The sequence below is a fragment of the Serratia sp. KG1D genome (assembly GCF_037150675.1).
In the GTDB taxonomy this organism is placed as follows: domain Bacteria; phylum Pseudomonadota; class Gammaproteobacteria; order Enterobacterales; family Enterobacteriaceae; genus Serratia; species Serratia nematodiphila.
Genome location: NZ_JBAGIH010000001.1, coordinates 1,394,203 through 1,415,261 on the forward strand (window position 1 = coordinate 1,394,203; position 21,059 = coordinate 1,415,261).

A 21,059-nucleotide genomic window follows, 5' to 3' on the forward strand; every position below is an offset into this window, starting at 1 on the left:
TCAACATGACACGAAGCAATGTAGAAATGCCTAATGAAGTGCAGGCTTGGGTCAGCGAAGGTCGCTACAAAGAAGGTTTCTTCACCCAGCTGGCAACCGATGAGTTGGCCAAGGGCATCAACGAAGAGGTGGTGCGCGCCATCTCGGCCAAGCGCAACGAACCCGAGTGGATGCTGGAATTCCGCCTCGAGGCTTATCGCGCCTGGCTGCAGATGGAAGAGCCGCACTGGCTGAAGGCCAATTACGAACGCCTGAACTACCAGGACTACAGTTACTATTCGGCGCCGTCCTGCGGCAGCTGCGACGATGCATGCGGTTCGCAACCCGGCGCCGAGCAGCAACCGGGCGCGGCGACGGAAAAAGATTACCTGACCAGCGAAGTGGAGCTGGCGTTCAACCAGCTCGGCGTGCCGGTGCGCGAGGGCAGCGAGGTGGCGGTGGACGCCATCTTCGACTCGGTCTCGGTCGCCACCACCTACCGTGAAAAACTGGCGGAGAGCGGGGTGATCTTCTGCTCGTTCGGCGAAGCGATCCAGGAATACCCGGATCTGGTGCGTCAATACCTGGGGCGCGTGGTGCCGTCCAACGATAACTTCTTCGCTGCGCTGAACGCCGCGGTGGCCTCCGACGGCACCTTCGTCTATGTGCCGAAAGGCGTGCGCTGCCCGATGGAGCTGTCGACCTACTTCCGCATCAACGCCGCCAAAACCGGCCAGTTCGAGCGCACCATCCTGATCGCCGACGAAGGCAGTTACGTCAGCTATATCGAAGGCTGTTCCGCCCCGGTGCGCGACAGCTACCAGCTGCACGCGGCGGTGGTGGAAGTGATCCTGCATAAAGACGCCGAAGTGAAATACTCGACGGTGCAGAACTGGTTCTCCGGCGGCGAGAGCAAGGGCGGTATCCTCAACTTCGTCACCAAGCGCGCGCTGTGCGAAGGCGCCGGTTCGAAAATGTCCTGGACCCAGTCGGAAACCGGCTCGGCCATCACCTGGAAATACCCGAGCGTGATTTTGCAGGGCGACAACTCGATCGGCGAATTCTTCTCGGTGGCGCTGACCAGCGGTCATCAGCAGGCGGATACCGGCACCAAGATGATCCACATCGGCAAAAACACCAGGTCGACCATCATCGCCAAAGGCATCTCCGCCGGCCACAGCGAGAACACCTATCGCGGCCTGGTGAAAATCCTGCCGGGGGCGGAAAACGCCCGTAATTTTACCCAGTGCGACTCGATGCTGATCGGGCCGGACAGCGGTGCCCACACGTTCCCTTACGTTGAAGCGCGCAACAACAGCGCTCAGCTGGAGCACGAAGCCACTACCTCGAAGATCGGCGATGACCAGCTGTTCTACTGCCTGCAGCGCGGCATCAGCGAGGATGACGCCATTTCGATGATCGTCAACGGTTTCTGCAAGGACGTTTTCTCCGAGCTGCCGCTGGAGTTCGCCGTCGAGGCGCAAAAACTCCTGGCCATCAGCCTGGAACACAGCGTGGGTTAATCGCCGCATTTTTAGCGCCGTCGGCGCTATCTGAGGACACAGCATGTTAAGCATCAAGAATTTGAAAGTCAGCGTGGAAGGCAACGAGATCCTCAAGGGATTGGATCTGGAGATCAAACCGGGCGAAGTGCACGCCATCATGGGGCCGAACGGCTCGGGCAAGAGCACGCTGTCCGCCACGCTGGCCGGGCGTGAAGAGTACGAAGTGACCGAAGGGGAAGTCACCTTCAAGGGCAAGGATCTGCTGGAGCTGGATCCGGAAGATCGCGCGGGCGAGGGCGTGTTCCTGGCCTTCCAGTACCCGGTGGAGATCCCCGGCGTCAGCAACCACTTCTTCCTGCAGACGTCGGTCAACGCGGTGCGCAAATACCGCGACCAGGAGCCTCTGGATCGCTTTGACTTCGCCGATTTCATCGAAGAGAAAATCGCGCTGCTGGACATGCCGGCCGATCTGCTGACCCGTTCGGTCAACGTCGGCTTCTCCGGCGGCGAGAAAAAACGCAACGACATTCTGCAGATGGCGGCGCTGGAGCCGGATCTGTGCATTCTCGATGAAACCGATTCGGGCCTGGACATCGATGCGCTCAAAATCGTCGCCAACGGCGTCAACTCGCTGCGGGACGGCAAGCGCGCCTTTATCATCGTGACCCACTATCAGCGCATTCTGGACTACATCAAACCGGATTACGTACACGTGCTGTCCCAGGGGCGCATCGTCAAATCCGGCGATTTCTCGCTGGTGAAACAGTTGGAGGAGCAGGGCTATGGCTGGCTTACCGACCAACAGTAATTCAAACGCGCTGCAGCAGCTGTATCGCCTGTTCGAAGGCCGCGGCGGCGAGCGTTCGCCGCATGCGCTGGCGCACTGGCAGCAGGCGCTGCGCCTCGGCTGGCCGACGCGCAAGCATGAAAACTGGAAATACACGCCGCTGGAGAGCCTGCTGGAGCAGCAATTCCTCGAGCCGCAGCCCGCCCCGGTGAGTGCAGAGCAGCTCGAAGCGCTGGCGCTCGGCATCGATGCCTGTCGGCTGGTGTTTATCGACGGCCGCTACAGCGCCGCGCTGAGCGATGGCGACCTGGGCGACTACCAGTTCGAGCTGACCGCCTACGGCACGCCGCAGGCGCTGCCGGAGCCGATCCAGCCGGAGATTTTTCTGCACCTGACCGAAAGCCTGGCGCAGGAAACCAGCCTGATTCGCTTGCCGGCCGGCAAGATCCCTGCACGCCCGCTGTATCTGCTGCACATCAGCAGCGGACGCGGCGCCGCCGGGGAAGTGAACACCGTGCATCACCGCCATCATCTGGAGATCGGGCGCGGGGCTGAGGCGGACGTGATCGAACACTATGTCAGCCTGGGCGAGGCCGCACACTTCACCGGCGCGCGCCTGACCGCCAATGTGGCGGACAACGCCGGGCTGTTGCACTGCAAGCTGGCGTTTGAGAGCCAGCCAAGCTACCACTTTGCTCACAACGATCTGGTTATCGGCCGCGACGCGCGGGTGAAAAGCGACAGCTTCCTGCTGGGTGCCGGCCTGACGCGGCACAACACCAGCGCGCAGTTGAACGGCGAAGGCGCGAATCTGGTGATCAACAGCCTGGTGCTGCCGGTGGGCAAAGAGATTTGCGACACCCGCACCTATCTGGAGCACAACAAGGGCTATTGCGAAAGCCGCCAGCTGCATAAAACCGTGGTCAGCGATCGCGGCAAGGCGGTGTTCAACGGCATGATCAAAGTGGCCAAGCACGCGATCAAAACCGACGGCCAGATGACCAACCATAACCTGCTGTTGGGCAAGGTGGCGGAAGTAGATACCAAGCCGCAGCTGGAGATCTACGCCGATGACGTCAAGTGCAGCCACGGCGCTACCGTGGGGCGCATCGATGAAGAGCAGCTGTTCTATCTGCAGTCGCGCGGCATCGACAAGCACGCGGCGCAGCAGATGATCATCTTCGCCTTCGCCGCCGAGCTGACCGAAGGCATCGCCAACGACACCATCCGGGAACGGGTGCTGGCGCGCATTGCCCAGCGCCTGCCGGGGGAGGCTGCATGAGTTATCCGATTGAACGCGTGCGCGGCGATTTCCCGCTGTTGGCGCGTGAGGTGAACGGCCAACCGCTGGCCTATCTCGACAGCGCCGCCAGCGCGCAGAAACCGCAGGCGGTGATCGACCGCGAGCTGGAGTTCTACCGCCACGGGTATGCGGCGGTGCATCGCGGTATCCACACCCTGAGCGCCGAGGCGACTCAGCAGATGGAAGCGGTGCGGGAACAGGCGGCGCGCTTTATCAATGCTGCCTCGGCGGAAGAGATGGTGTTCGTCAAGGGCACCACCGAAGGCATCAATCTGGTGGCCAACAGCTTTGGCCGCCACCAGCTGCAGCCGGGCGATGCGATTCTCATCACCGAGATGGAGCACCACGCCAACATCGTGCCGTGGCAGATGCTGGCGCAGGAGCGCGGGTTGCAGCTGCGGGTGTGGCCGCTGCAGCCGGACGGTACGCTGGATCTGGCGCGGTTGCCGGAACTGGTCGACGCGTCCTGTAAACTGCTGGCGCTGACCGAGGTCTCCAACGTGCTGGGCACCGTCAACCCGGTGCGTGAGATCATCGCCCGTGCCAGAACCCTGTCACCGGATCTGACGGTGCTGGTGGACGGCGCGCAGGCGGTGATGCACCAGCGCGTCGATGTCCAGGCGCTGGACTGCGATTTCTACGTGTTTTCCGGCCATAAGCTGTATGGCCCTTCCGGCATCGGCATGCTGTATGGCCGCCAGGCGTTGTTGCAGCAGATGCCGCCGTGGGAAGGGGGGGGCTCGATGATCCGGCAGGTCAGCCTGACGGCGGGCACCACCTTCGCCGATCCGCCGTGGCGCTTCGAGGCCGGTTCGCCGAACACCGCCGGCATCATGGGGCTGGGCGCGGCGTTTGATTACGTCGAAGCCTTGAGCCTGAATGCGATCCACGATTATGAACAGTCGCTGATGCATTACGCGCTCGAGGCGCTCAAGCAGGTGCCGACGCTGAAAATCTATGGTCCGGCGCAACGCGCCGGGGTGATCGCCTTCAATCTGGGAGAGCACCATGCCTATGACGTCGGCAGCTTCCTCGATCAGTACGGTATCGCCATTCGCACCGGCCATCACTGCGCGATGCCGCTGATGGCGTTTTATCAGGTGCCGAGCATGTGCCGCGCTTCGCTGGCGTTATATAATACCCGCGAAGAGGTGGACCGGCTGGTGGCCGGGCTGCAACGCATTCATCAGTTATTAGGTTAGGCCGGGGCGCGTCCCCGGCGGTACAAAAGGATCCTCATGGCGAATTTGCCGGACAAAGATAAATTGGTGCGTAATTTCTCCCGCTGTCTGAACTGGGAGGAGAAATACCTGTACGTGATTGAACTCGGCGCTAAATTGCCGCCGCTGGACGAGGCGGAGCGGCAGGCTGGCAACCTGATCTCCGGTTGTCAGAGCCAGGTGTGGATCGTGATGCGCCGCGATGAGCAGGGGCAGGTCGAGTTTCACGGCGACAGCGACGCGGCGATCGTCAAAGGGTTGCTGGCGGTGGTGTTCATTCTGTATCGCCAATTGACGCCGCAGCAGATCGTCGATCTTGATGTGCGGCCGTTTTTCACCGAGCTGGCGCTCAGCCAACATCTGACGCCTTCGCGCTCGCAGGGGCTGGAGGCGATGATCCGCGCCATTCGCAGTAAAGCGGCGCAGCTGGCCTGAACCATAACGCCTTCATCCTCAAGACTCATTGATACCTTTGCTTTGTCAATGAGTCTTTACAATTCACGATTTTCCTCCGGGCAACGCGCCCAATTCAGTGATATTTCAGCAGCTTAACTGTTGACGTTTCGTTGACAATCAATGACGGCGATTACGTTATAACGTGTTGATTTTTAGAGGACTTATTGCCTTTGATACCAGCGTTGCTAGTATTAATCAGGTATTGTCTGATTTACCCACCACCTGGCGCTCGTTAGCCTTGTGGGCGAACCGTCATAAAAATATAGGGATGATAATGAAACGTGCGTTGAGTTTAATGGGCATGGTCTTCGCCACCGTATTGGCCGGCACGCAGGCCGCCAGTGCGACCGAGTACCCGCTGCCGCCGCCGGACAGCCGTCTGATCGGCGAAAACACCACTTATACCGTGCCAAACGACGGCCGCCCGCTGGAAGCCATCGCCGCTGACTACAAGATCGGCCTGCTGGGCATGCTGGAAGCCAACCCCGGCACCGATCCGTTCCTGCCCAAGCCGGGTACGGTGCTGACCATTCCGACCCAAATGCTGCTGCCTGACACTAAGCGTGAAGGGATCATCGTCAACCTGGCCGAGCTGCGCCTTTATTACTACCCGAAAGGCGAGAACAAAGTGATCGTCTATCCGATCGGCATCGGCCAGACCGGGATGCACACGCCGCTGGAGGTGACCTCCATTAGCCAGAAGATCCCTAATCCGACCTGGACGCCCACCGCCAACATCCGCAAGCGCTATCAAGCCCAGGGCGTGACGCTGCCTGCGGTGGTGCCGGCCGGCCCTGAGAACCCGATGGGGCTGTTCGCCCTGCGTCTGGCGATGGGGCGCGGTGAATACCTGATCCACGGCACCAACGCCAACTTCGGTATCGGCATGCGCGTCAGCTCCGGCTGCATTCGTCTGCGTCCGACGGATATCGAGGCGCTGTTCAACATGGTGCCGCGCGGTACGCGGGTGCAAGTGATCAACGATCCGGTGAAGATTTCGGTCGAGCCGGACGGCAAACGCTATGTGGAAGTGCACCAACCGCTGTCGCGGGTGGAAAGCGACGATCCACAGACCATGCCGATCGCGTTGTCTAAAGCGGAGAAAGCCTTTGCGGCCGATGGTCAGACCGATCGCGCCGTGTTCGATAGCGCGGTTGTACGCCGTTCTGGCATGCCGGTGCTGGTCAACGTAGGGGAGAGTCCGTCTGCGGTGAGTTTGACGCCTGCAGCGGCTCCTGCGGCGAATAAGAGCCCATTCAAGGCAGCGCCAATCAGTTCGGTGAACTAGGTTTGCAGGATTGAGCGGTCGAAGAGGGGTTCAGCGTGCTGAACCTCTTTTTTTTGCCTGCCGTGCAGGAAACACCCAGGGTGACGGACAGACAAAAAAAACGGCGCACAATGTGCGCCGTTTTCAATAACCAAAGCTATCTTACTTTTTGTAAGCGTGAGCTTGGTTGTCCAGACGCTGGTTAGCGCGTGCTGCGTCGTCTTTAGCAGCTTGAACGTCAGAACGCATTGCGTTCACGTCGTTGCTCAGCTGATCAACTTTAGCGTTCAGAGTCTGAACGTCAGAAGACAGTTGATCGATTTTAGCGTTGCTAGAGCAGCCAGCCAGCAGAGTGGAACCCAGGATTACCGCGCCCAGTACCAGTTTAGTACGATTCATTATAACACCCTCTAGATTGAGTTAATCTCCATGTAGCGTTACAAGTATTACACAAACTTTTTTCGAAAGAGAATAATTTTTTAGTGTTGAGGTGCTTTATTTTGATCGTTCGCTCAAACTTGCATCTGGTTTTACAAATTAGTTAAAAAAACGAGGGAAAACAGCCGGCTTCCATGGGACTACTCCGATTCTTTATTAGCTAAATAATGAGCGGATCGCGGTTGCGTTTTGAGAAAAATAGTTTACTGCTGATAAAAAAAACGCCGCAAAGCGGCGTTTTGATCAAGACAATTATGTCACGTTTTATATTACAGCACGTGTACCGAGGCGGTGTTGGTGGTGCCGCTCGGCACCAGCGCGCCGGAAACCATCACCACGACGTCGCCTTTCTGCGCCAGGCCGCTGGCCAGGGCGGCTTCTTTACCGATGCGGTAGAAGTCGTCGGTGGAGGCGATTTCCTTGACCATCTGCGGGATGACGCCCTTGCTCAGCACCAGCTGATGCGCGGTAGTCTCATTGGTGGTCAGCGCCAGGATCACCGCGTTCGGGAAGTATTTGCGCACGGATTTCGCCGACTTGCCGCCGCTGGTGGCGACCACGATCAGCGGCGCGTCCAGTTTCTCGGCGGTTTCAACCGCGCCGCGGCACACCGCTTCGGTGATGCGCAGCTTGCGACGATCGTTCAGGGTGTCGATACGGCTTGGCATCACGCGATCGGTACGCTCGCAGATGGTCGCCATGATGTTGACCGCTTCCAGCGGGTATTTGCCCTTGGCGCTCTCGCCGGACAGCATGACGGCATCGGTGCCGTCCAGGATGGCGTTGGCAACGTCGCCGGCTTCCGCACGGGTAGGGCGTGGGTTTTTGATCATGGAATCGAGCATCTGGGTGGCGGTGATGACCACTTTACGCGCGCGGTTGCATTTCTCGATCATCATCTTCTGGGCGAAGATCACTTCTTCTACCGGGATCTCGACGCCCAGATCGCCACGGGCAACCATGATGCCGTCGGACGCTTCGAGGATTTCGTCGAAGTTGTTCAGGCCTTCCTGGTTTTCAATCTTGGAGATGATCTGGATCTGCTCGCCGCCGTGGGCTTTCAGGTGCTCGCGGATCTCCAGCACGTCGGAGCGTTTACGGATGAAGGACGCCGCCACGAAGTCGACGCCTTGCTCGCAGCCGAAGATCAGGTCGCGTTTGTCTTTCTCGGCCAGCGCAGGCAGCTGGATGGACACGCCCGGCAGGTTAACGCCTTTGTTCTCACCCAAGTCGCCGTTGTTCAGCACCTTACAGATGACTTCGTTCTCGGTCACGTTGGTGACTTCCATGCCGATCAGGCCGTCGTCAACCAGCACGGTGTTGCCGATCTTCAGGTCGGCGGCGAAGCCGGCGTAGGTGACCGCCACGCGCTCGCTGTTGCCGATCACGCTCTGGTCAGTGGTGAAGGTGAAGGTTTGGCCGGCGACCAGCGAGGCGTCTTTGCCGCCTTCCAGTTTCATGGTGCGAATTTCCGGGCCTTTGGTATCCAGCAGGATGCCGGCGTTGATACCGGTTTTCGCCATCACGGCGCGCATGTTCTTGATGCGGTTGCCGTGCTCTTCATAGTCGCCGTGAGAGAAGTTGAGACGCATCACGTTCATGCCCGCATTGAGCAGGTTGGTCAGCATTTCTTCCGATTCGGTTTTTGGACCGATGGTACAAACAATTTTGGTCTTTTTCATGGCGGAGTTTTCTACAAGTTGTGATAGATAAAAAAACGAATTTGACCGGCGCGGTTTACGCCGGTAGGGAATTTGGGCCGTGCCTGGTGGTGAAAAACATAGTTAAGGATAGGTGACGACAGTTGAAGTGGGGCGGAAAAATTCAGCCCGCGCGGGGGCGCGGGGATGCTGCGCAACGGGGTAAGATCACATCGTGTTATTATTGCGTTTTCGCAGATCAAGGGCTGAAACCATTCAACTGATAGACGTTGCGCATTATAAAGGCTAAGCGGCGGGAAACAAAATAAAAAACCGCGGCGGTGCGGCGGATATGTCAAAACGAGGGCAAATGTGGCGCAAATGCAACGCGTTGCGTACAGCTTGTTGCGCAAATAACCTTGCTGTAAATGCGACTTAGCGCGTTTGCGGGATTTCCAGCAGCACACCGGCGCTCAGGCAGAAGCAGCCGCTGGCGACGTTGGCCGGCAGGGTCAGGCTCTCGCCAGCACGTACTATCCGGGTGTCGCCGCCGAGGGTGAACTCGAATTCGCCGGATATCACCCGGGTTTGCAGCGCGTGCGCGGGCTTTTGCAGCTGGCCGAAGGCGCCGGCCTCGAAACGCACTTCCGCCGCCGGCGAACCGTCGCTCATCACGCCTTCACGGCGTGCAAGGCCATTGTCGAGCGGCAAAAAGGCGGTTTTGGCGGTGAAGGTGGTCATGTGGCGTTCCTGATGGCTGATGGCGGTAGTTCGGCGCAATCGACATGAAAAATCGAACGGTCGGGCAGAGACGATACAACGGGAAGTATAACGTGACAGGGAGAGATGAATCAGCAATATGGTGCGTCCGAGTGGACTCGAACCACCGACCCCCACCATGTCAAGGTGGTGCTCTAACCAACTGAGCTACGGACGCACTGCGCTGCTTCTGAAATTTGGTGCGTCCGAGTGGACTCGAACCACCGACCCCCACCATGTCAAGGTGGTGCTCTAACCAACTGAGCTACGGACGCACTGTACTGCTTCAGGAATTTGGTGCGTCCGAGTGGACTCGAACCACCGACCCCCACCATGTCAAGGTGGTGCTCTAACCAACTGAGCTACGGACGCATCTTTTCCTGCCTGTCATGGCTGACAGCGGGGACGAATATTAACGAGCTACCTGCGTGCTGGCAAGGGGAAAAGCGCAATTTTATTCGGTATTTCACGCGATTGCTGAGGTTGTGCGCAGTCCGGCGTTTTTTTCCGCAAACCGCAACCCGGCCGGGGAGGAAACCGGCCGGGAGCGGATTCAGCGCGTGGATCGCTGCAGGATAACGGCAGTCGGCTGTTTCTGCAGCCAGCGCATGCGCAGCGCCATCATGATGGCGGCGAAGGTCAGGCCGATGATAAAGCCGATCCAGAAACCGCTTGGCCCCATCGCCGGCACCAGCGCATCGGTTAACGCCAGCAGATAGCCGCTCGGCAGGCCCAATACCCAATAAGCGATAAAGGTGATGAAGAAGATCGCGCGGGTATCTTTATAACCGCGCAGCACGCCGCTGCCGATCACCTGGACCGAATCCGAGATCTGGTACAGCGCCGCAAGTAGCATCAACTGCGAGGCCATCGCCACCACCGCCGGGCTGTCGTTGTACAGCAGGGCGATCGGTTCGCGGAAAGTGGCGGTAAACAGCGCGGTGCAGACGGCCATGGTGATGCCGACGCCGATGGCGGAGTAAGCGGCGACGCGCGCGCCTTCGACAGAACCTTCCCCCAGACGATAACCGACGCGGATGGTGGCGCCGACGCCCAGCGACAGCGGCAGCACGAACATCAGCGCGCTGAAGTTAAGCGCGATCTGGTGGCCGGCGACCGCGACGATCCCCAGCGGCGAAACCAGCAGCGCCACCACCGCGAACAGCGTGACTTCGAAGAACAGCGCCAGCGCCACCGGCATGCCGATGCCGATCAGGCGCCTTAGCGCCGCCCAGTCCGGGCCGCCGAGATCGCCGGCCTGGCGTTTGATGTCGCGCTGCGACGGCGCGCGCTTCACGTACCAGCGCATCATCAGGAACATGATCCAGTAGACGCTGCCGGTGGCGACGCCGCAGCCGACGCCGCCGAGTTCCGGCATGCCGAACTTGCCGTAGATAAAGATGTAGTTGATCGGGATGTTCACCAGCAGGCCGAGGAAGCCGATCACCATGCCGGGTTTGGTTTTGGACAGCCCCTCGCACTGGTTGCGCATCACCTGGAAGAACAGGTAACCCGGCGCCCCCCACATGATGGCGTGCAGATAGCCGACGGCCTTATCCGCCAACTGCGGATCGATGTTGTGCATCATGTCGATGACAAACTTGCAGTTATACAGCACGACGATCAGCAGCACGGAGACGCCGGAGGCCAGCCAGAAGCCCTGACGCACCTGATGGGCGATGCGATCGCGACGGCCGGCACCGTTGAGCTGGGCGATAACCGGGGTCAGCGCCAGCAGCAGGCCGTGGCCGAACAAAATGGCCGGCAACCAGATCGAGGTGCCGACCGCCACCGCCGCCATGTCGGTGGCGCTGTAAGCGCCGGCCATGATGGTATCCACCACGCCCATGGCGGTTTGTGATATTTGCGCGATGATGACCGGGATAGCGAGAGCCAATAAACTACGCGCTTCAATTAAGTACTTCTGCACGCATACACCTTTTCTATTTATATATGTGGGAGGGAGGGCTGCCGCGAGAGGACAACAATTAAAATAGCGGAATTTTGTCAAAAAGATTGTACCTGCTCGGCGTCGTTAAGCAAACGCCGCAGATAAATAGTTATTAAATGCGCAGCCATTCTTTTTTTGCCGTCGCGGATTTGGTTTTCAGCGCCAACTGGGGCAAACTGCCGGTAGCGTTTTAACCTATTTAGCAAGAAGAGGCACATATGTTCACCGGTATCGTACAAGGCACCGCGCCGCTGGTCGCCATTGATGAGAAACCCAATTTCCGCACCCACGTGATCGAAATGCCTGACGAGCTGCTGCCGGGGCTGGAGTTGGGCGCGTCGGTGGCCCATAACGGCTGCTGCCTGACCGTCACCGCGGTGGAAGGCAACCGCGTCAGCTTCGATTTGATCAAAGAAACGTTGCGCCTGACCAACCTCGGCGATCTGGCGCTGGGCGACATCGTCAATATCGAGCGCGCGGCGAAGTTCAATGACGAAATTGGCGGCCATTTGATGTCCGGCCATATTATCTGCACGGCGGAAGTGGCCAAGATTTATACCTCGGAAAATAACCGCCAGGTATGGCTGCGCATGCCGGATGCGGAATTGATGAAATATGTGCTGCACAAAGGTTTCATCGGCATCGACGGCATTAGCCTGACCATCGGCGAAGTGGTGAATAACCGTTTCTGCGTGCACCTGATCCCGGAAACGCTGGATCGCACCACGCTGGGTAAAAAACGCCTCGGCGACAAGGTGAACATCGAGATCGATCCGCAAACGCAGGCGGTGGTGGACACCGTCGAGCGCGTGCTGGCCAATCGGGAAGCGACGTTGGCCGCGGCGATGGCGCCGGCGCACAAAGACTGACAGCGATTCTGGCGTGACCGCCGGCATCGAATCATAAGCAGAGAGGAGAAACGCGTGAAGTTTTATGGGAAAACGTTGTTGTTAACCGCGTTGCTGGCGCTGAGCGCTTGCAGCAGTTCGCCTGAGCAGGGCGCGGGCGCGCAAATGGCCGATGCGGACGATACCTGCGGCGCTTCGCAGTATCAAAATTTTGTCGGCAAACCGATGACCTCGCTGGAAGGCGTGCGGATCGACGGCAAGGTGAGAGCCATTCCGTACAACTCTGCCGTCACCATGGATTTCAACCTGCGCCGCCTGAACTTCCTTGGCGACAGCGACGATAAAATTATTCGCGTTTATTGCGGTTAACCCGCAGGGTTCGAAAGAGCAAAAAAAGCCCCGGCGATGAGGTTGCCGGGGCTTTTTTTGTCGGGCAAGTGCTTAGCGGGCGACGCGAATGCCGCCTTCAACGCCTTTCGGGCTGAACACCACCTGCCATAGCTGCAGATCGCGCGCCCGGAACGCGCCGGCGCAGGCGTTCAGGTAATAGCTGAACATTCGTTCGAAGCGTTCGGAATAGCGCTCGGCGAGCTGCGGCCACGCCTGTTTGAAGCGCTCGAACCAGGCCATCAGCGTGCGATCGTAGTCGGCGCCGATGTTGTGCCAGTCTTCCATCACGAAATGGCCTTCGCTGGCCTCGGCGATATGTCTCACGGAGGGCAGGCAACCGTTCGGGAAGATATATTTGTTGATCCAGGGATCGACGTTCATGTCGGTCTTGTTGGAGCCGATGGTGTGCAGCAGGAACAGGCCGTGCGGCGCCAGATTGCGCTCCACCACGTCGAAATAGGTGCGGTAGTTTTTCGGCCCGACGTGCTCGAACATGCCGACCGAGACAATGCGATCGAACTGCTGGTGCAGATCGCGGTAATCCTGCAACAGGATCTGCACATCCAGCCCGGCGCAGCGCGCCTGAGCCAGCTTCTGCTGTTCGGCGGAAATGGTCACGCCGACCACCGACACGCCGTAATTTTTCGCCGCATAGGCGGAAAGGCCGCCCCAGCCGCAGCCGATGTCCAGCAAACGCATGCCCGGCTGCAGCTGCAGTTTCTCGCAGATCATCCGCAGCTTGGCTTCCTGCGCTTCCTCCAGCGTGGTGGCGTCTTTCCAGTAGCCGCAGGAATACTGCATGTAAGGATCGAGCATCAGGGTAAACAGATCGTTGCCGAGATCGTAATGTTCTTTGCCGACGATCCAGGCGCGCTTTTTCGATTGCAGATTGGTCAGGCGCGCGGCGGCGATACGCAGGGTATCTTTCAGGTGGTGGGGGAGTTTCTTCTCCAACCCGGCGCTGACCACGCGCTGGAAGAACATATCCAGCCGCTCGCACTCCCACCAACCGTCCATATAGCTTTCGCCCAGGCCCAGTGACCCTTGCTGCAAAACGCGTTTAAAGAATTCGGGATTTTTAACCTGAATATCGAAAGGGCGCGATCCGTTGATTTCGATACCGGCCAGACCGAGCATTTCGTGCGCGATACGGTACCACTGGTTATCCTGGATGCTCAGATCTTCTATACACGATGAACTCATAGCTTCTCCATCACCTTCTTCTGACTGATGACCCGTTAGGAAACAGCTTAGACAATTTCTGCGGGTGCATACCTATACCAACGGGAAATAAGCCCGCGGCGTCTGATATCCGACTATGAACAGAGGAAATTTAAAGAAACGACCCGACGCAAACGGCGCAGGATAAACGCCCCTTTAAAAAAAGAGTGTGACGCAAGGCGCGTACACAATAGCTGATTGAGATATAGAGATTATAAGGTGTTACTTTACAAGGTTGTTTTTGAGTATAGGCGTGCCGAGGCGTTGACTCAACTGTAAATCGCACTCGGCACGCATATTCTTTAAGTGATTATTAATCTTGGCAATTATGACGCTGAGTTAGCATGTTCCCGCTGTGCCTTTTGCTGCGCATCGGCCGCTTTTCCCCGCTGCAGGAAATAACCCAGCGCGGCCAGGACTACCGTAGATACCATCACCGTCACCGTCGCCAACAGCGGCTGGGCAATAAACGCCGACACCAGCATGCTTGCCACAAAACACAGCCCCAATTGCAGCGTATTTTGCAGCGCGGCGGCTTTGCCGCTGCTTTCCGGGAACGGCATCAGCGCATTCGCCACCATGATCGGGTAGCCGGCGCCGTTGACCAGCGCCATCACGCAGAATGGGATCAGCAGCGTGGTGAGCGTCGGATTGGTCAGGGTCGCCACCAGATACAGCGCCACCATGCTGACACCATAAGCTACCAGCAGCCACGGCAGCAGGGTTTTGCCATTGATGCGCTTAAGCGCGGCGCGGCAGCCGTAGCCGCCCAGCAGGAAGGCCAGCGTTTGCGGCACATAGCTCAGACCGATGTCGCTCGGGCTATAGCCCATATCGCCGAGGATGAACGGTGAACCGGTCAGCCAGGCGAAGAAACCGGCCGAGCAGGCGGCGTACATAGCGACGTTGCCGCTGAACACCGGAGATTTCAACAGTTGCCAGAAGCTGACGCCGTTTTTCGGCGCGTCGGCGGCGGGTTGCGTTTTGGCGCGCTCTTTGAGCAGTAACGTCGGCAGCAGCAGCAGCGCGGTGATCACCAACAGCGCGGCGAAGATCGCACGCCAGCTGGCGTGGTTCAGCAGCCAGGCGCCAAGCAGCGGCGCCAGCGCCGGTGACAGCGCCACCAGCGGCATGATGGTGGCGAACACGCGGTTGGCCTGGCCTTCGCGATAGCGGTCGACCACCAGCGCTTGCCAGATGGCGGTGGCGGAACAGACGCCGACGGCCTGAATAAAGCGCAGTATCCAGAGCTGCACGGCATTTTCTACCCACAGCATGCCCAGGCAGCCGAGCGCGAACAGCGTCAGGCCAATCAATAATACCGGTTTGCGGCCCAGCCGGTCGGAGAGCGGCCCCCACAGCAGTTGCGCGAAAGCGAAGCCGGCCAGAAAGATGCTCAGGCTGGCGCTGACCGCGCCGGCGGAAATTTGCAGTTCCTCCCGCATGGCGCCGAAGGCGGGCAGGTACATATCGGTCGCCAGATAACCCAGCATGCTCAGGCCGGCGAGGTAGAACATAAAGCCAAAAGAATTTCGCATGGTATTTCTCGTTAATATTTTAGTGTCGCAGGTTTTTAGCGCCGGCCAGTGTATCCGGCTGGATCTCTGCTTGTGAAACGGTAATATTTGCAAAGTGCTGTTAAAAAAATTGAAGGCAAAGCGATGTGGTCTGAATATTCTCTTGAAGTTGTTGACGCGGTGGCGCGCACCGGCAGTTTCAGCGCGGCGGCGCAGGAGCTGCACCGGGTGCCGTCGGCGGTGAGCTATACCGTGCGGCAACTGGAACAATGGCTGGCGGTGCCGCTGTTTGAGCGGCGTCACCGTGATGTGGAGTTGACGCCAGCCGGCGCGCTGTTTATCAAGGATGCGCGAGTTGTTATCAAAAAAATGCTCGACACCCGTCGCCACTGTCAGCAGGTGGCCAACGGGTGGCGCGGCCAGCTGAATATCGCAGTCGACATCATCGTCAAACCCCAGCGCAGCCGCCAGCTGGTGCTGGATTTCTACCGCCATTTCCCCGATGTTGAACTGATGCTGCAACCCGAAGTGTTCAACGGCGTTTGGGATGCGTTGGTGGACGGCAGGGTGGACATGGCGATCGGCGCCACGCGCGCGGTGCCGGTCGGCGGCGGCTTCGCTTTCCGCGATATGGGCTACATGAACTGGCTGTGCGTAGTCAGCCCACAGCATCCGCTGGCGCAGCTGGCAGGGCCGTTAAATGACGATCGGTTGAGGCCGTACCCTGCGCTTTGTCTGGAAGACACCTCGCGCAATCTGCCCAAGCGCGTCACCTGGACGCTGGATAACCAGCGGCGGCTGGTGGTGCCGGACTGGACATCGGCGCTCGACTGTCTGTGCGCCGGGCTGTGCGTCGGCATGATGCCGGCGCATCGGGCGCTGCCGCTGGTGCAGCGCGGTGAGCTGAAGGCGTTGCAGCTGCAGCAGCCGTTTCCCGCCAGCCCTTGCTGCCTGACCTGGCAGCAGGATAAACCGTCGCCGGCGATGAGTTGGCTGCTGGCGTATCTGGGCGATGGCGAGACGCTGAATCAGGAGTGGCTGAGCGAGGCGGCGCCGGAAGCCGTGCAGGCTTCCGGCTCAGGGGATTAGCGGCGGTAGTCGATGAACGGACCGTCGGCGACCGAACGGCGTTCCACCAGCTTCGGATGCACTTCGATCACCTGCGATTCTTCGCGCTTGCTGATGATGCGATCCAGCAGCATGGTGAAGGCCATTTCTCCCAGGCGCTCTTTAGGCTGGTGAATGGTGGTCAGCGCTGGAGTGAAGTAGCGGGCGTTGCGCACGTTGTCATAGCCGATCACGGAAATATCCTGCGGCACTCGCAGCCCCAGCTCATCAGCGGCGCAGATGGCGCCCATCGCCATGATGTCGCCGCCGCAAAATACCGCGGTCGGCCGCTGTTTTTGCGACAGGATTTGGTGCATCGCCTTGTAGCCGGACTCCGGCTCGAAGTCACCCTGGACGATCCACTCTTCGCGAATGTCGATATGCGCTTCCTGCAGCGCCTTCATAAAGCCCTGATGACGGCCGCCGCCGGTGTTGCGCGACAGCTGGCCCGGGATGGCGCCGATATCGCGGTGACCGCGCTCGATCAGGTAACGGCCGGCCAGATAGCCGCCTTCGAACGCGTTATCGATGATGGTGTCGGTGAAGTCGCCGCGCGCAGCGCCCCAGTCCATCACCACCATCGGGATATTACGGTAGTCCTCCAGCATGCCCAGCAGTTGATCCGGGTATTCGGAACACATGACCAGCAGGCCGTCGACGCGCTTTTGCGCCAGCATCGCCAGGTAGGCGCGCTGCTTGTCCAGATTGTTGTGCGAGTTGCACAGGATCAGGGTGTAACCTTTGCTGTAGCAGCTGTTTTCCACCGCCTCGATCACTTCGGCAAAATAGGGCGCTTCGCTCGAGGTGGCCAGCAGACCGATAGACTTGGTGTGATTGACTTTCAGGCTGCGCGCCACGGCGCTCGGCGAGTAGTGCAGCTCTTTGATCGCGGCCCACACGGCCGCTTTGGTCTCTTCGGCGACGAAACGAGTCTTATTGATGACGTGCGAAACGGTGGTGGTGGAAACGCCCGCGCGTTTGGCCACATCTTTAATCGTTGCCATGTAAGGAATGACTCCTGAACTCACATGTTTACAGCATGTAAGTGTGATGTTAATCGTTTGCCTACGTAGATCCTTCTCCAGAGAAGCGAAAACTGAGTTTTTAGTGTGTTGAAGTCTTCAGCGCTTAATCAGGAGGGGCATGGATGCCGGTACGCAGTTGTGAACTGCGAATTTTGTCGCATATTGAACAAAAGTGGAAGAGGTAATCGAGATTATAAACCGGGAAATGATAACAAGATTTTATCGGCGAACTGTGGGAAAATGATTTGACGTACTAATTGTACGCCTTTTATCCTTAGGAAAGCCCATTTTAAAGGAGTTGTCATGGATACCGATCTGAAGATGTCTCTGTTCACTACCATCGGCGCGTTGGCGATGATTATCGCTTTCAGCTTTGTCGCCGCGTTGAACTGATCTCCCGCCAGTTATAAAAAAGGCGCAGCCTGGCTGCGCCTCATCACTTAGGCAAGGCCTGCGTTTACGCCAGGTTTTCCGCCGCAAATTTCCAGTTGACCAACGCCCAGAAGTTTTCCAGGTATTTTGGACGCGCATTGCGGTAATCGATGTAATACGCGTGTTCCCACACGTCAACGGTCAGCAGCGGTTTATCTTCACCGGTCAGCGGAGTTGCCGCGTTGGAGGTGTTGACGATCGCCAGCGCGCCGTCCGGTTTTTTCACCAGCCAGGTCCAGCCGGCGCCGAAGTTTTTCACGGCGGCATCGGTGAACTGCTCTTTGAACGCAGCGAAAGAGCCGAAGGATTTGACGATCGCCGCCGCCAGTTCGCCCTGCGGTTCACCGCCGCCCTGTGGCGACAGGCAGTGCCAGTAGAAGGTGTGGTTCCACACCTGCGCGGCGTTGTTGAACACGCCGCCGTTGGAGGTCTTGATGATCTCTTCGAGCGATTTGCCCTCGAACTCGCTGCCTTTCACCAGGTTGTTCAGGTTAACCACGTAGGTATTGTGGTGTTTGCCGTAGTGGTATTCCAGGGTCTCGGCGGAGATGTGCGGCTCGAGCGCGTTTTTCTCATACGGTAATGCAGGTAATTCAAACGACATTGCTTCCTCCTTTACAGCGCCACTTTCTTCCCGCCCAGGCGGGAGCCAGATGGGCCGTTTTTTATTGTGGTCATTCAATCTTAACAATTTTCATCATAAAAAACAGGAGGAAAAGCGAGAAATGCGCGTGGGGGAGTGCGATGGGCGATAGCTTGAGCAGGCGGTTGCGACCGGGGCCGCAACCGCGCAGAACAGGGAATTAACGAATGGTTTTCGGCGTCACTACGCGGCGTGCGCCGATGTAATGGTTTTGCCAATAATCGTTGTCGAGCTGGCTGATGCGGATCTCTTCGCCGGTGCGCGGCGACTGGATGAATTTGCCGTTGCCGAGATAGACGCCGACATGGTCCGCCACGCCGCGGTTGTTGATGCGGAAGAACACCAAATCGCCGCTTTCCAGTTCGCTTTTCTTGATCGGCGCCGCGTCGCGCAGGTGATACATTTCGTTGGCGGTGCGCGGCATCTTGATTTTCACCACGTCCTTATAGGCGTAATAGATAAGGCCGCTGCAGTCGAAGCCGGTGCGCGGCGAGCTGCCGCCCCAGCGGTAAGGCTTGCCCATCTGATCCATCAGCTTGGCCATCGCGGTCTGTTTGGCATGCTGGTAACGTTTTTTGTGCGCCGGGCTGAGTTTTAACGGCTTTTCTTCACGCGCCAGTTTGGCGGTGGCCATACCGGCGTCGCGGTGGCGGCCATAGCCTTTTTTATAGCCCTTTTTCGGCGGGGTGACTTTAATCTTGGCGGTTTTTTGCGCTTTGGCCTTGGGTTTGGCGCTGACGATCTTTTTCGCGCTTTTCTCGCTTTTGGCCTTGGCGGTCTTGGTTTTTTTCTCGGGGGCCGTCACTTTGGCTTTTTTGGCGGCTTTATCCGCTTTCTTTTTTCTGCGGTCATCGGGCCGCGCTTCATTAGCATGGCTTTTACGCTGCTCGGCGGCAACGCGCGCCTGTGGCGCAGCGTGCGCCAAATTGAAGAAGAGCTGCGTAAACAGCAGCGCAAAGAGCGTAAGAATTAAACGCATGTCGACGTCACCAACCTTGGCCCCGAAACGGATATCGAAAGAGTTACAGTATTCCCGAACTTCACCATATAAAACAGCGAAGAACTCATAAATAATAATCCATATTGTGAGAAAACGTTAATGACATTTTTTTTGGTTTAAAATCAGCCTGTTGATGTATAAAAAAGCGCCAGGCGACGGTGGCGGATATAATTAAGCCGCGCCGTCATCGCGGCGCAATATATTAGTGAAATGGTCGGATTAAAAATGTTATTCTCAACGTATGTTTTGACCGGAATGACGTGGCCGGTGAAACGCGATCGGCGGCGGGCGAATATCCTTGCAAAAGATGGCGTTTTCTTGCGACTGTTCCAGCCGCTACAATAGCCCGCGTGATGCATGTTGTAGCCATGAAATGTGGCTTGAGGAAGCAATAAATGACGACGACACTTGAAAAAATTCAGCACCAGATCGCTGAAAACCCGATTCTGCTGTACATGAAAGGTTCGCCAAAGCTGCCGAGCTGCGGCTTTTCCGCGCAGGCAGTGCAAGCGCTGTCCGCCTGCGGCGAGCGTTTCGCCTATGTGGACATTTTGCAGAACCCGGACATCCGCGCCGAGCTGCCAAAATACGCCAACTGGCCGACGTTCCCGCAGCTGTGGGTAGATGGTGAGCTGGTCGGCGGTTGCGATATCATCATCGAGATGTATCAGCGCGGCGAACTGCAGCAACTGATCAAAGAAACGGCAGAAAAGTATAAAGCGCAGGAAGACCAGCAGTCTTAATCGACGGGCTTGCGATTATCGCGTAACGGGCGGCGCCAGTGCAAACTGGGCCGCCTTTTTTGTTGGTTTTATTCGGCGAGATCGCCGGCGGGCAGCGGCCAGCCGCCGAGACGTTTCCAGCGGTTAACCAGCTCGCAAAACAGCAGGGCGGTTTGCTCGGTGTCGTACAGCGCGGAGTGCGCCTGGCTGCTGTCGAACGGCATGCCGGCGGCGATGCAGGCTTTGGCCAGCACCGTTTGCCCCAGCACCAGGCCGCTCAGCGCGGCGGTGTCGAAGGTGGCGAACGGATGGAACGGGTTGCGCTTCAGGCCGGCGCGTTCGGCCGCGGCCATCAAAAAGCTGTGATCGAAGTTGGCGTTGTGCGCCACGATAATGGCGCGATTGCAACCGCGATCCTTGAGCCCTTTGCGCACCGCTTTGAAAATGGCGTGCAGCGCGTCATATTCGCTGACCGCGCCGCGCAGCGGATTGTGCGGATCGATGCCGTTAAACGCCAGCGCTTCCTGCTGCAGGTTGGCGCCCTCGAAAGGCTCCACGTGGAAGTGCAGGGTTTCGTCCCGCTGCAGCCAGCCGTCCTCATCCATTTTCAGCGTGACGGCGGCGATCTCCAGCAACGCATCGGTATTGGCGTTGAAGCCGGCGGTTTCAACATCTATTACTACGGGGTAAAACCCACGAAAACGACCACTCAGGGCGTTAAGATCACTTTTCTCGGCCATCAGTTTCTTATCTTCATCGAATGCAGCGCGCATTATGGCAAATTTTGCGCCCGGTTGCAGGCGCTATCGCGCGGAGAATCAGCAGGGCGCCAACGCGCCCTGAAGGGGA

At 58.4% G+C, this 21,059-nt stretch carries 21 protein-coding genes and 3 tRNA genes; 11 read left to right on the plus strand and 13 right to left on the minus strand.

Going from position 1 to position 21,059, the window contains the following annotated elements:
* Positions 1 to 5: 5 nt before the first annotated feature.
* From sufB to WFM45_RS06955, 6 genes are all read left to right on the plus strand, one after another.
* Positions 6 to 1,502 (plus strand): Fe-S cluster assembly protein SufB, encoded by a 1,497-nt coding sequence (gene sufB, locus WFM45_RS06930; protein WP_004931367.1) that lies wholly within the window; start codon positions 6 to 8, stop codon positions 1,500 to 1,502.
* 43 nt (positions 1,503 to 1,545) lie between these two features.
* A complete protein-coding gene (gene sufC / locus WFM45_RS06935; RefSeq protein ID WP_103085609.1) occupies positions 1,546 to 2,292 on the plus strand; it encodes a Fe-S cluster assembly ATPase SufC in 747 nt (248 codons plus the stop codon).
* The gene (gene sufD / locus WFM45_RS06940) at positions 2,267 to 3,553 is read left to right on the plus strand and encodes a Fe-S cluster assembly protein SufD (RefSeq protein WP_103085608.1); all 1,287 of its coding nucleotides are present in this window, start codon (positions 2,267 to 2,269) and stop codon (positions 3,551 to 3,553) included. Before sufC ends, sufD begins: the two co-directional genes overlap by 26 nt.
* The gene (gene sufS, locus WFM45_RS06945; protein ID WP_280598214.1) at positions 3,550 to 4,776 is read left to right on the plus strand and encodes a cysteine desulfurase SufS; all 1,227 of its coding nucleotides are present in this window, start codon (positions 3,550 to 3,552) and stop codon (positions 4,774 to 4,776) included. Before sufD ends, sufS begins: the two co-directional genes overlap by 4 nt.
* Positions 4,777 to 4,812: 36 nt before the next feature.
* Positions 4,813 to 5,229, plus strand: a complete 417-nt coding sequence (sufE, locus tag WFM45_RS06950) for a cysteine desulfuration protein SufE (protein ID WP_004931358.1) — start codon at positions 4,813 to 4,815, stop codon at positions 5,227 to 5,229.
* Positions 5,230 to 5,524: 295 nt separating this feature from the next.
* Positions 5,525 to 6,538: a L,D-transpeptidase family protein gene (locus tag WFM45_RS06955; RefSeq protein ID WP_033633191.1), complete on the plus strand. Its 1,014-nt coding sequence runs from the start codon at positions 5,525 to 5,527 to the stop codon at positions 6,536 to 6,538.
* A 141-nt stretch (positions 6,539 to 6,679) separates the two neighbouring features.
* Here WFM45_RS06955 and WFM45_RS06960 read toward each other — a convergent pair whose 3' ends face one another.
* From WFM45_RS06960 to WFM45_RS06990, 7 genes are all read right to left on the minus strand, one after another.
* Positions 6,680 to 6,916: a major outer membrane lipoprotein gene (locus WFM45_RS06960; RefSeq protein WP_004931354.1), complete on the minus strand. Its 237-nt coding sequence runs from the start codon at positions 6,914 to 6,916 to the stop codon at positions 6,680 to 6,682.
* 308 nt (positions 6,917 to 7,224) lie between these two features.
* Positions 7,225 to 8,637 (minus strand): pyruvate kinase PykF, encoded by a 1,413-nt coding sequence (gene pykF / locus WFM45_RS06965; protein WP_004931353.1) that lies wholly within the window; start codon positions 8,635 to 8,637, stop codon positions 7,225 to 7,227.
* A 393-nt stretch (positions 8,638 to 9,030) separates the two neighbouring features.
* Entirely contained in the window at positions 9,031 to 9,336 is a 306-nt protein-coding gene (locus WFM45_RS06970; protein ID WP_033633190.1) for a cupin, read from the minus strand.
* A 119-nt stretch (positions 9,337 to 9,455) separates the two neighbouring features.
* A tRNA-Val gene (locus WFM45_RS06975) sits at positions 9,456 to 9,532 on the minus strand.
* A gap of 20 nt (positions 9,533 to 9,552) precedes the next feature.
* A tRNA-Val gene (locus WFM45_RS06980) sits at positions 9,553 to 9,629 on the minus strand.
* Between the two features lie 20 nt (positions 9,630 to 9,649).
* A tRNA-Val gene (locus WFM45_RS06985) sits at positions 9,650 to 9,726 on the minus strand.
* A 181-nt stretch (positions 9,727 to 9,907) separates the two neighbouring features.
* A complete protein-coding gene (locus WFM45_RS06990; protein ID WP_033633189.1) occupies positions 9,908 to 11,284 on the minus strand; it encodes an MATE family efflux transporter in 1,377 nt (458 codons plus the stop codon).
* 239 nt (positions 11,285 to 11,523) lie between these two features.
* Between WFM45_RS06990 and WFM45_RS06995 the strand changes: the two genes are divergently transcribed.
* Both WFM45_RS06995 and WFM45_RS07000 read left to right on the plus strand, forming a co-directional pair.
* A complete protein-coding gene (locus WFM45_RS06995; protein WP_033633188.1) occupies positions 11,524 to 12,174 on the plus strand; it encodes a riboflavin synthase in 651 nt (216 codons plus the stop codon).
* Positions 12,175 to 12,228: 54 nt separating this feature from the next.
* Positions 12,229 to 12,522 (plus strand): I78 family peptidase inhibitor, encoded by a 294-nt coding sequence (locus WFM45_RS07000; RefSeq protein ID WP_004931344.1) that lies wholly within the window; start codon positions 12,229 to 12,231, stop codon positions 12,520 to 12,522.
* Positions 12,523 to 12,594: 72 nt separating this feature from the next.
* On the opposite strand, the gene cfa is transcribed toward WFM45_RS07000, so the two are convergent.
* Entirely contained in the window at positions 12,595 to 13,746 is a 1,152-nt protein-coding gene (cfa, locus tag WFM45_RS07005) for a cyclopropane fatty acyl phospholipid synthase (RefSeq protein WP_004931341.1), read from the minus strand.
* A gap of 344 nt (positions 13,747 to 14,090) precedes the next feature.
* On the minus strand, positions 14,091 to 15,302 hold the full coding sequence (gene punC, locus WFM45_RS07010; protein WP_060559596.1) for a purine nucleoside transporter PunC: 1,212 nt from the start codon (positions 15,300 to 15,302) through the stop codon (positions 14,091 to 14,093).
* Between the two features lie 123 nt (positions 15,303 to 15,425).
* Between punC and punR the strand changes: the two genes are divergently transcribed.
* Positions 15,426 to 16,370 (plus strand): DNA-binding transcriptional activator PunR, encoded by a 945-nt coding sequence (gene punR / locus WFM45_RS07015; RefSeq protein WP_004931338.1) that lies wholly within the window; start codon positions 15,426 to 15,428, stop codon positions 16,368 to 16,370.
* Here punR and purR read toward each other — a convergent pair.
* Entirely contained in the window at positions 16,367 to 17,392 is a 1,026-nt protein-coding gene (gene purR, locus WFM45_RS07020) for an HTH-type transcriptional repressor PurR (RefSeq protein WP_004931336.1), read from the minus strand. The genes punR and purR overlap by 4 nt on opposite strands.
* 324 nt (positions 17,393 to 17,716) lie before the next feature.
* Here purR and cydH point away from each other — a divergent pair, with 324 nt between their 5' ends.
* Entirely contained in the window at positions 17,717 to 17,806 is a 90-nt protein-coding gene (gene cydH / locus WFM45_RS07025; protein ID WP_099032796.1) for a cytochrome bd-I oxidase subunit CydH, read from the plus strand.
* Between the two features lie 64 nt (positions 17,807 to 17,870).
* Here the strand turns inward: cydH and sodB are convergent, their stop codons facing one another.
* Both sodB and WFM45_RS07035 read right to left on the minus strand, forming a co-directional pair.
* Positions 17,871 to 18,449 (minus strand): superoxide dismutase [Fe], encoded by a 579-nt coding sequence (gene sodB, locus WFM45_RS07030; RefSeq protein ID WP_021505464.1) that lies wholly within the window; start codon positions 18,447 to 18,449, stop codon positions 17,871 to 17,873.
* A gap of 199 nt (positions 18,450 to 18,648) precedes the next feature.
* Positions 18,649 to 19,467 carry a C40 family peptidase gene (locus WFM45_RS07035; protein ID WP_004931330.1) on the minus strand — a complete coding sequence of 273 codons (819 nt, stop codon included), beginning with the start codon at positions 19,465 to 19,467 and terminating at the stop codon, positions 18,649 to 18,651.
* 416 nt (positions 19,468 to 19,883) lie between these two features.
* Here WFM45_RS07035 and WFM45_RS07040 point away from each other — a divergent pair, with 416 nt between their 5' ends.
* Positions 19,884 to 20,231, plus strand: a complete 348-nt coding sequence (locus WFM45_RS07040; protein ID WP_004931329.1) for a Grx4 family monothiol glutaredoxin — start codon at positions 19,884 to 19,886, stop codon at positions 20,229 to 20,231.
* Between the two features lie 68 nt (positions 20,232 to 20,299).
* Here WFM45_RS07040 and rnt read toward each other — a convergent pair whose 3' ends face one another.
* Positions 20,300 to 20,983, minus strand: a complete 684-nt coding sequence (rnt, locus tag WFM45_RS07045) for a ribonuclease T (RefSeq protein ID WP_336954973.1) — start codon at positions 20,981 to 20,983, stop codon at positions 20,300 to 20,302.
* Positions 20,984 to 21,059: the final 76 nt, after the last annotated feature.

Bases quoted from the DNA above. Each gene is read 5' to 3' on its own strand.
- punR (WP_004931338.1), top strand. From the start codon at position 15,426: ATGTGGTCTGAATATTCTCTTGAAGTTGTTGACGCGGTGGCGCGCACC.
- sufS (WP_280598214.1), top strand. From the start codon at position 3,550: ATGAGTTATCCGATTGAACGCGTGCGCGGCGATTTCCCGCTGTTGGCG.
- WFM45_RS06995 (WP_033633188.1), top strand. From the start codon at position 11,524: ATGTTCACCGGTATCGTACAAGGCACCGCGCCGCTGGTCGCCATTGAT.
- WFM45_RS06955 (WP_033633191.1), top strand. From the start codon at position 5,525: ATGAAACGTGCGTTGAGTTTAATGGGCATGGTCTTCGCCACCGTATTG.
- sufC (WP_103085609.1), top strand. From the start codon at position 1,546: ATGTTAAGCATCAAGAATTTGAAAGTCAGCGTGGAAGGCAACGAGATC.
- cydH (WP_099032796.1), top strand. From the start codon at position 17,717: ATGGATACCGATCTGAAGATGTCTCTGTTCACTACCATCGGCGCGTTG.
- WFM45_RS07035 (WP_004931330.1), bottom strand. From the start codon at position 19,467: ATGCGTTTAATTCTTACGCTCTTTGCGCTGCTGTTTACGCAGCTCTTC.
- WFM45_RS06970 (WP_033633190.1), bottom strand. From the start codon at position 9,336: ATGACCACCTTCACCGCCAAAACCGCCTTTTTGCCGCTCGACAATGGC.
- sodB (WP_021505464.1), bottom strand. From the start codon at position 18,449: ATGTCGTTTGAATTACCTGCATTACCGTATGAGAAAAACGCGCTCGAG.
- cfa (WP_004931341.1), bottom strand. From the start codon at position 13,746: ATGAGTTCATCGTGTATAGAAGATCTGAGCATCCAGGATAACCAGTGG.
- WFM45_RS07040 (WP_004931329.1), top strand. From the start codon at position 19,884: ATGACGACGACACTTGAAAAAATTCAGCACCAGATCGCTGAAAACCCG.
- punC (WP_060559596.1), bottom strand. From the start codon at position 15,302: ATGCGAAATTCTTTTGGCTTTATGTTCTACCTCGCCGGCCTGAGCATG.
- WFM45_RS06960 (WP_004931354.1), bottom strand. From the start codon at position 6,916: ATGAATCGTACTAAACTGGTACTGGGCGCGGTAATCCTGGGTTCCACT.
- sufE (WP_004931358.1), top strand. From the start codon at position 4,813: ATGGCGAATTTGCCGGACAAAGATAAATTGGTGCGTAATTTCTCCCGC.
- rnt (WP_336954973.1), bottom strand. From the start codon at position 20,983: ATGCGCGCTGCATTCGATGAAGATAAGAAACTGATGGCCGAGAAAAGT.
- purR (WP_004931336.1), bottom strand. From the start codon at position 17,392: ATGGCAACGATTAAAGATGTGGCCAAACGCGCGGGCGTTTCCACCACC.
- sufB (WP_004931367.1), top strand. From the start codon at position 6: ATGACACGAAGCAATGTAGAAATGCCTAATGAAGTGCAGGCTTGGGTC.
- pykF (WP_004931353.1), bottom strand. From the start codon at position 8,637: ATGAAAAAGACCAAAATTGTTTGTACCATCGGTCCAAAAACCGAATCG.
- sufD (WP_103085608.1), top strand. From the start codon at position 2,267: ATGGCTGGCTTACCGACCAACAGTAATTCAAACGCGCTGCAGCAGCTG.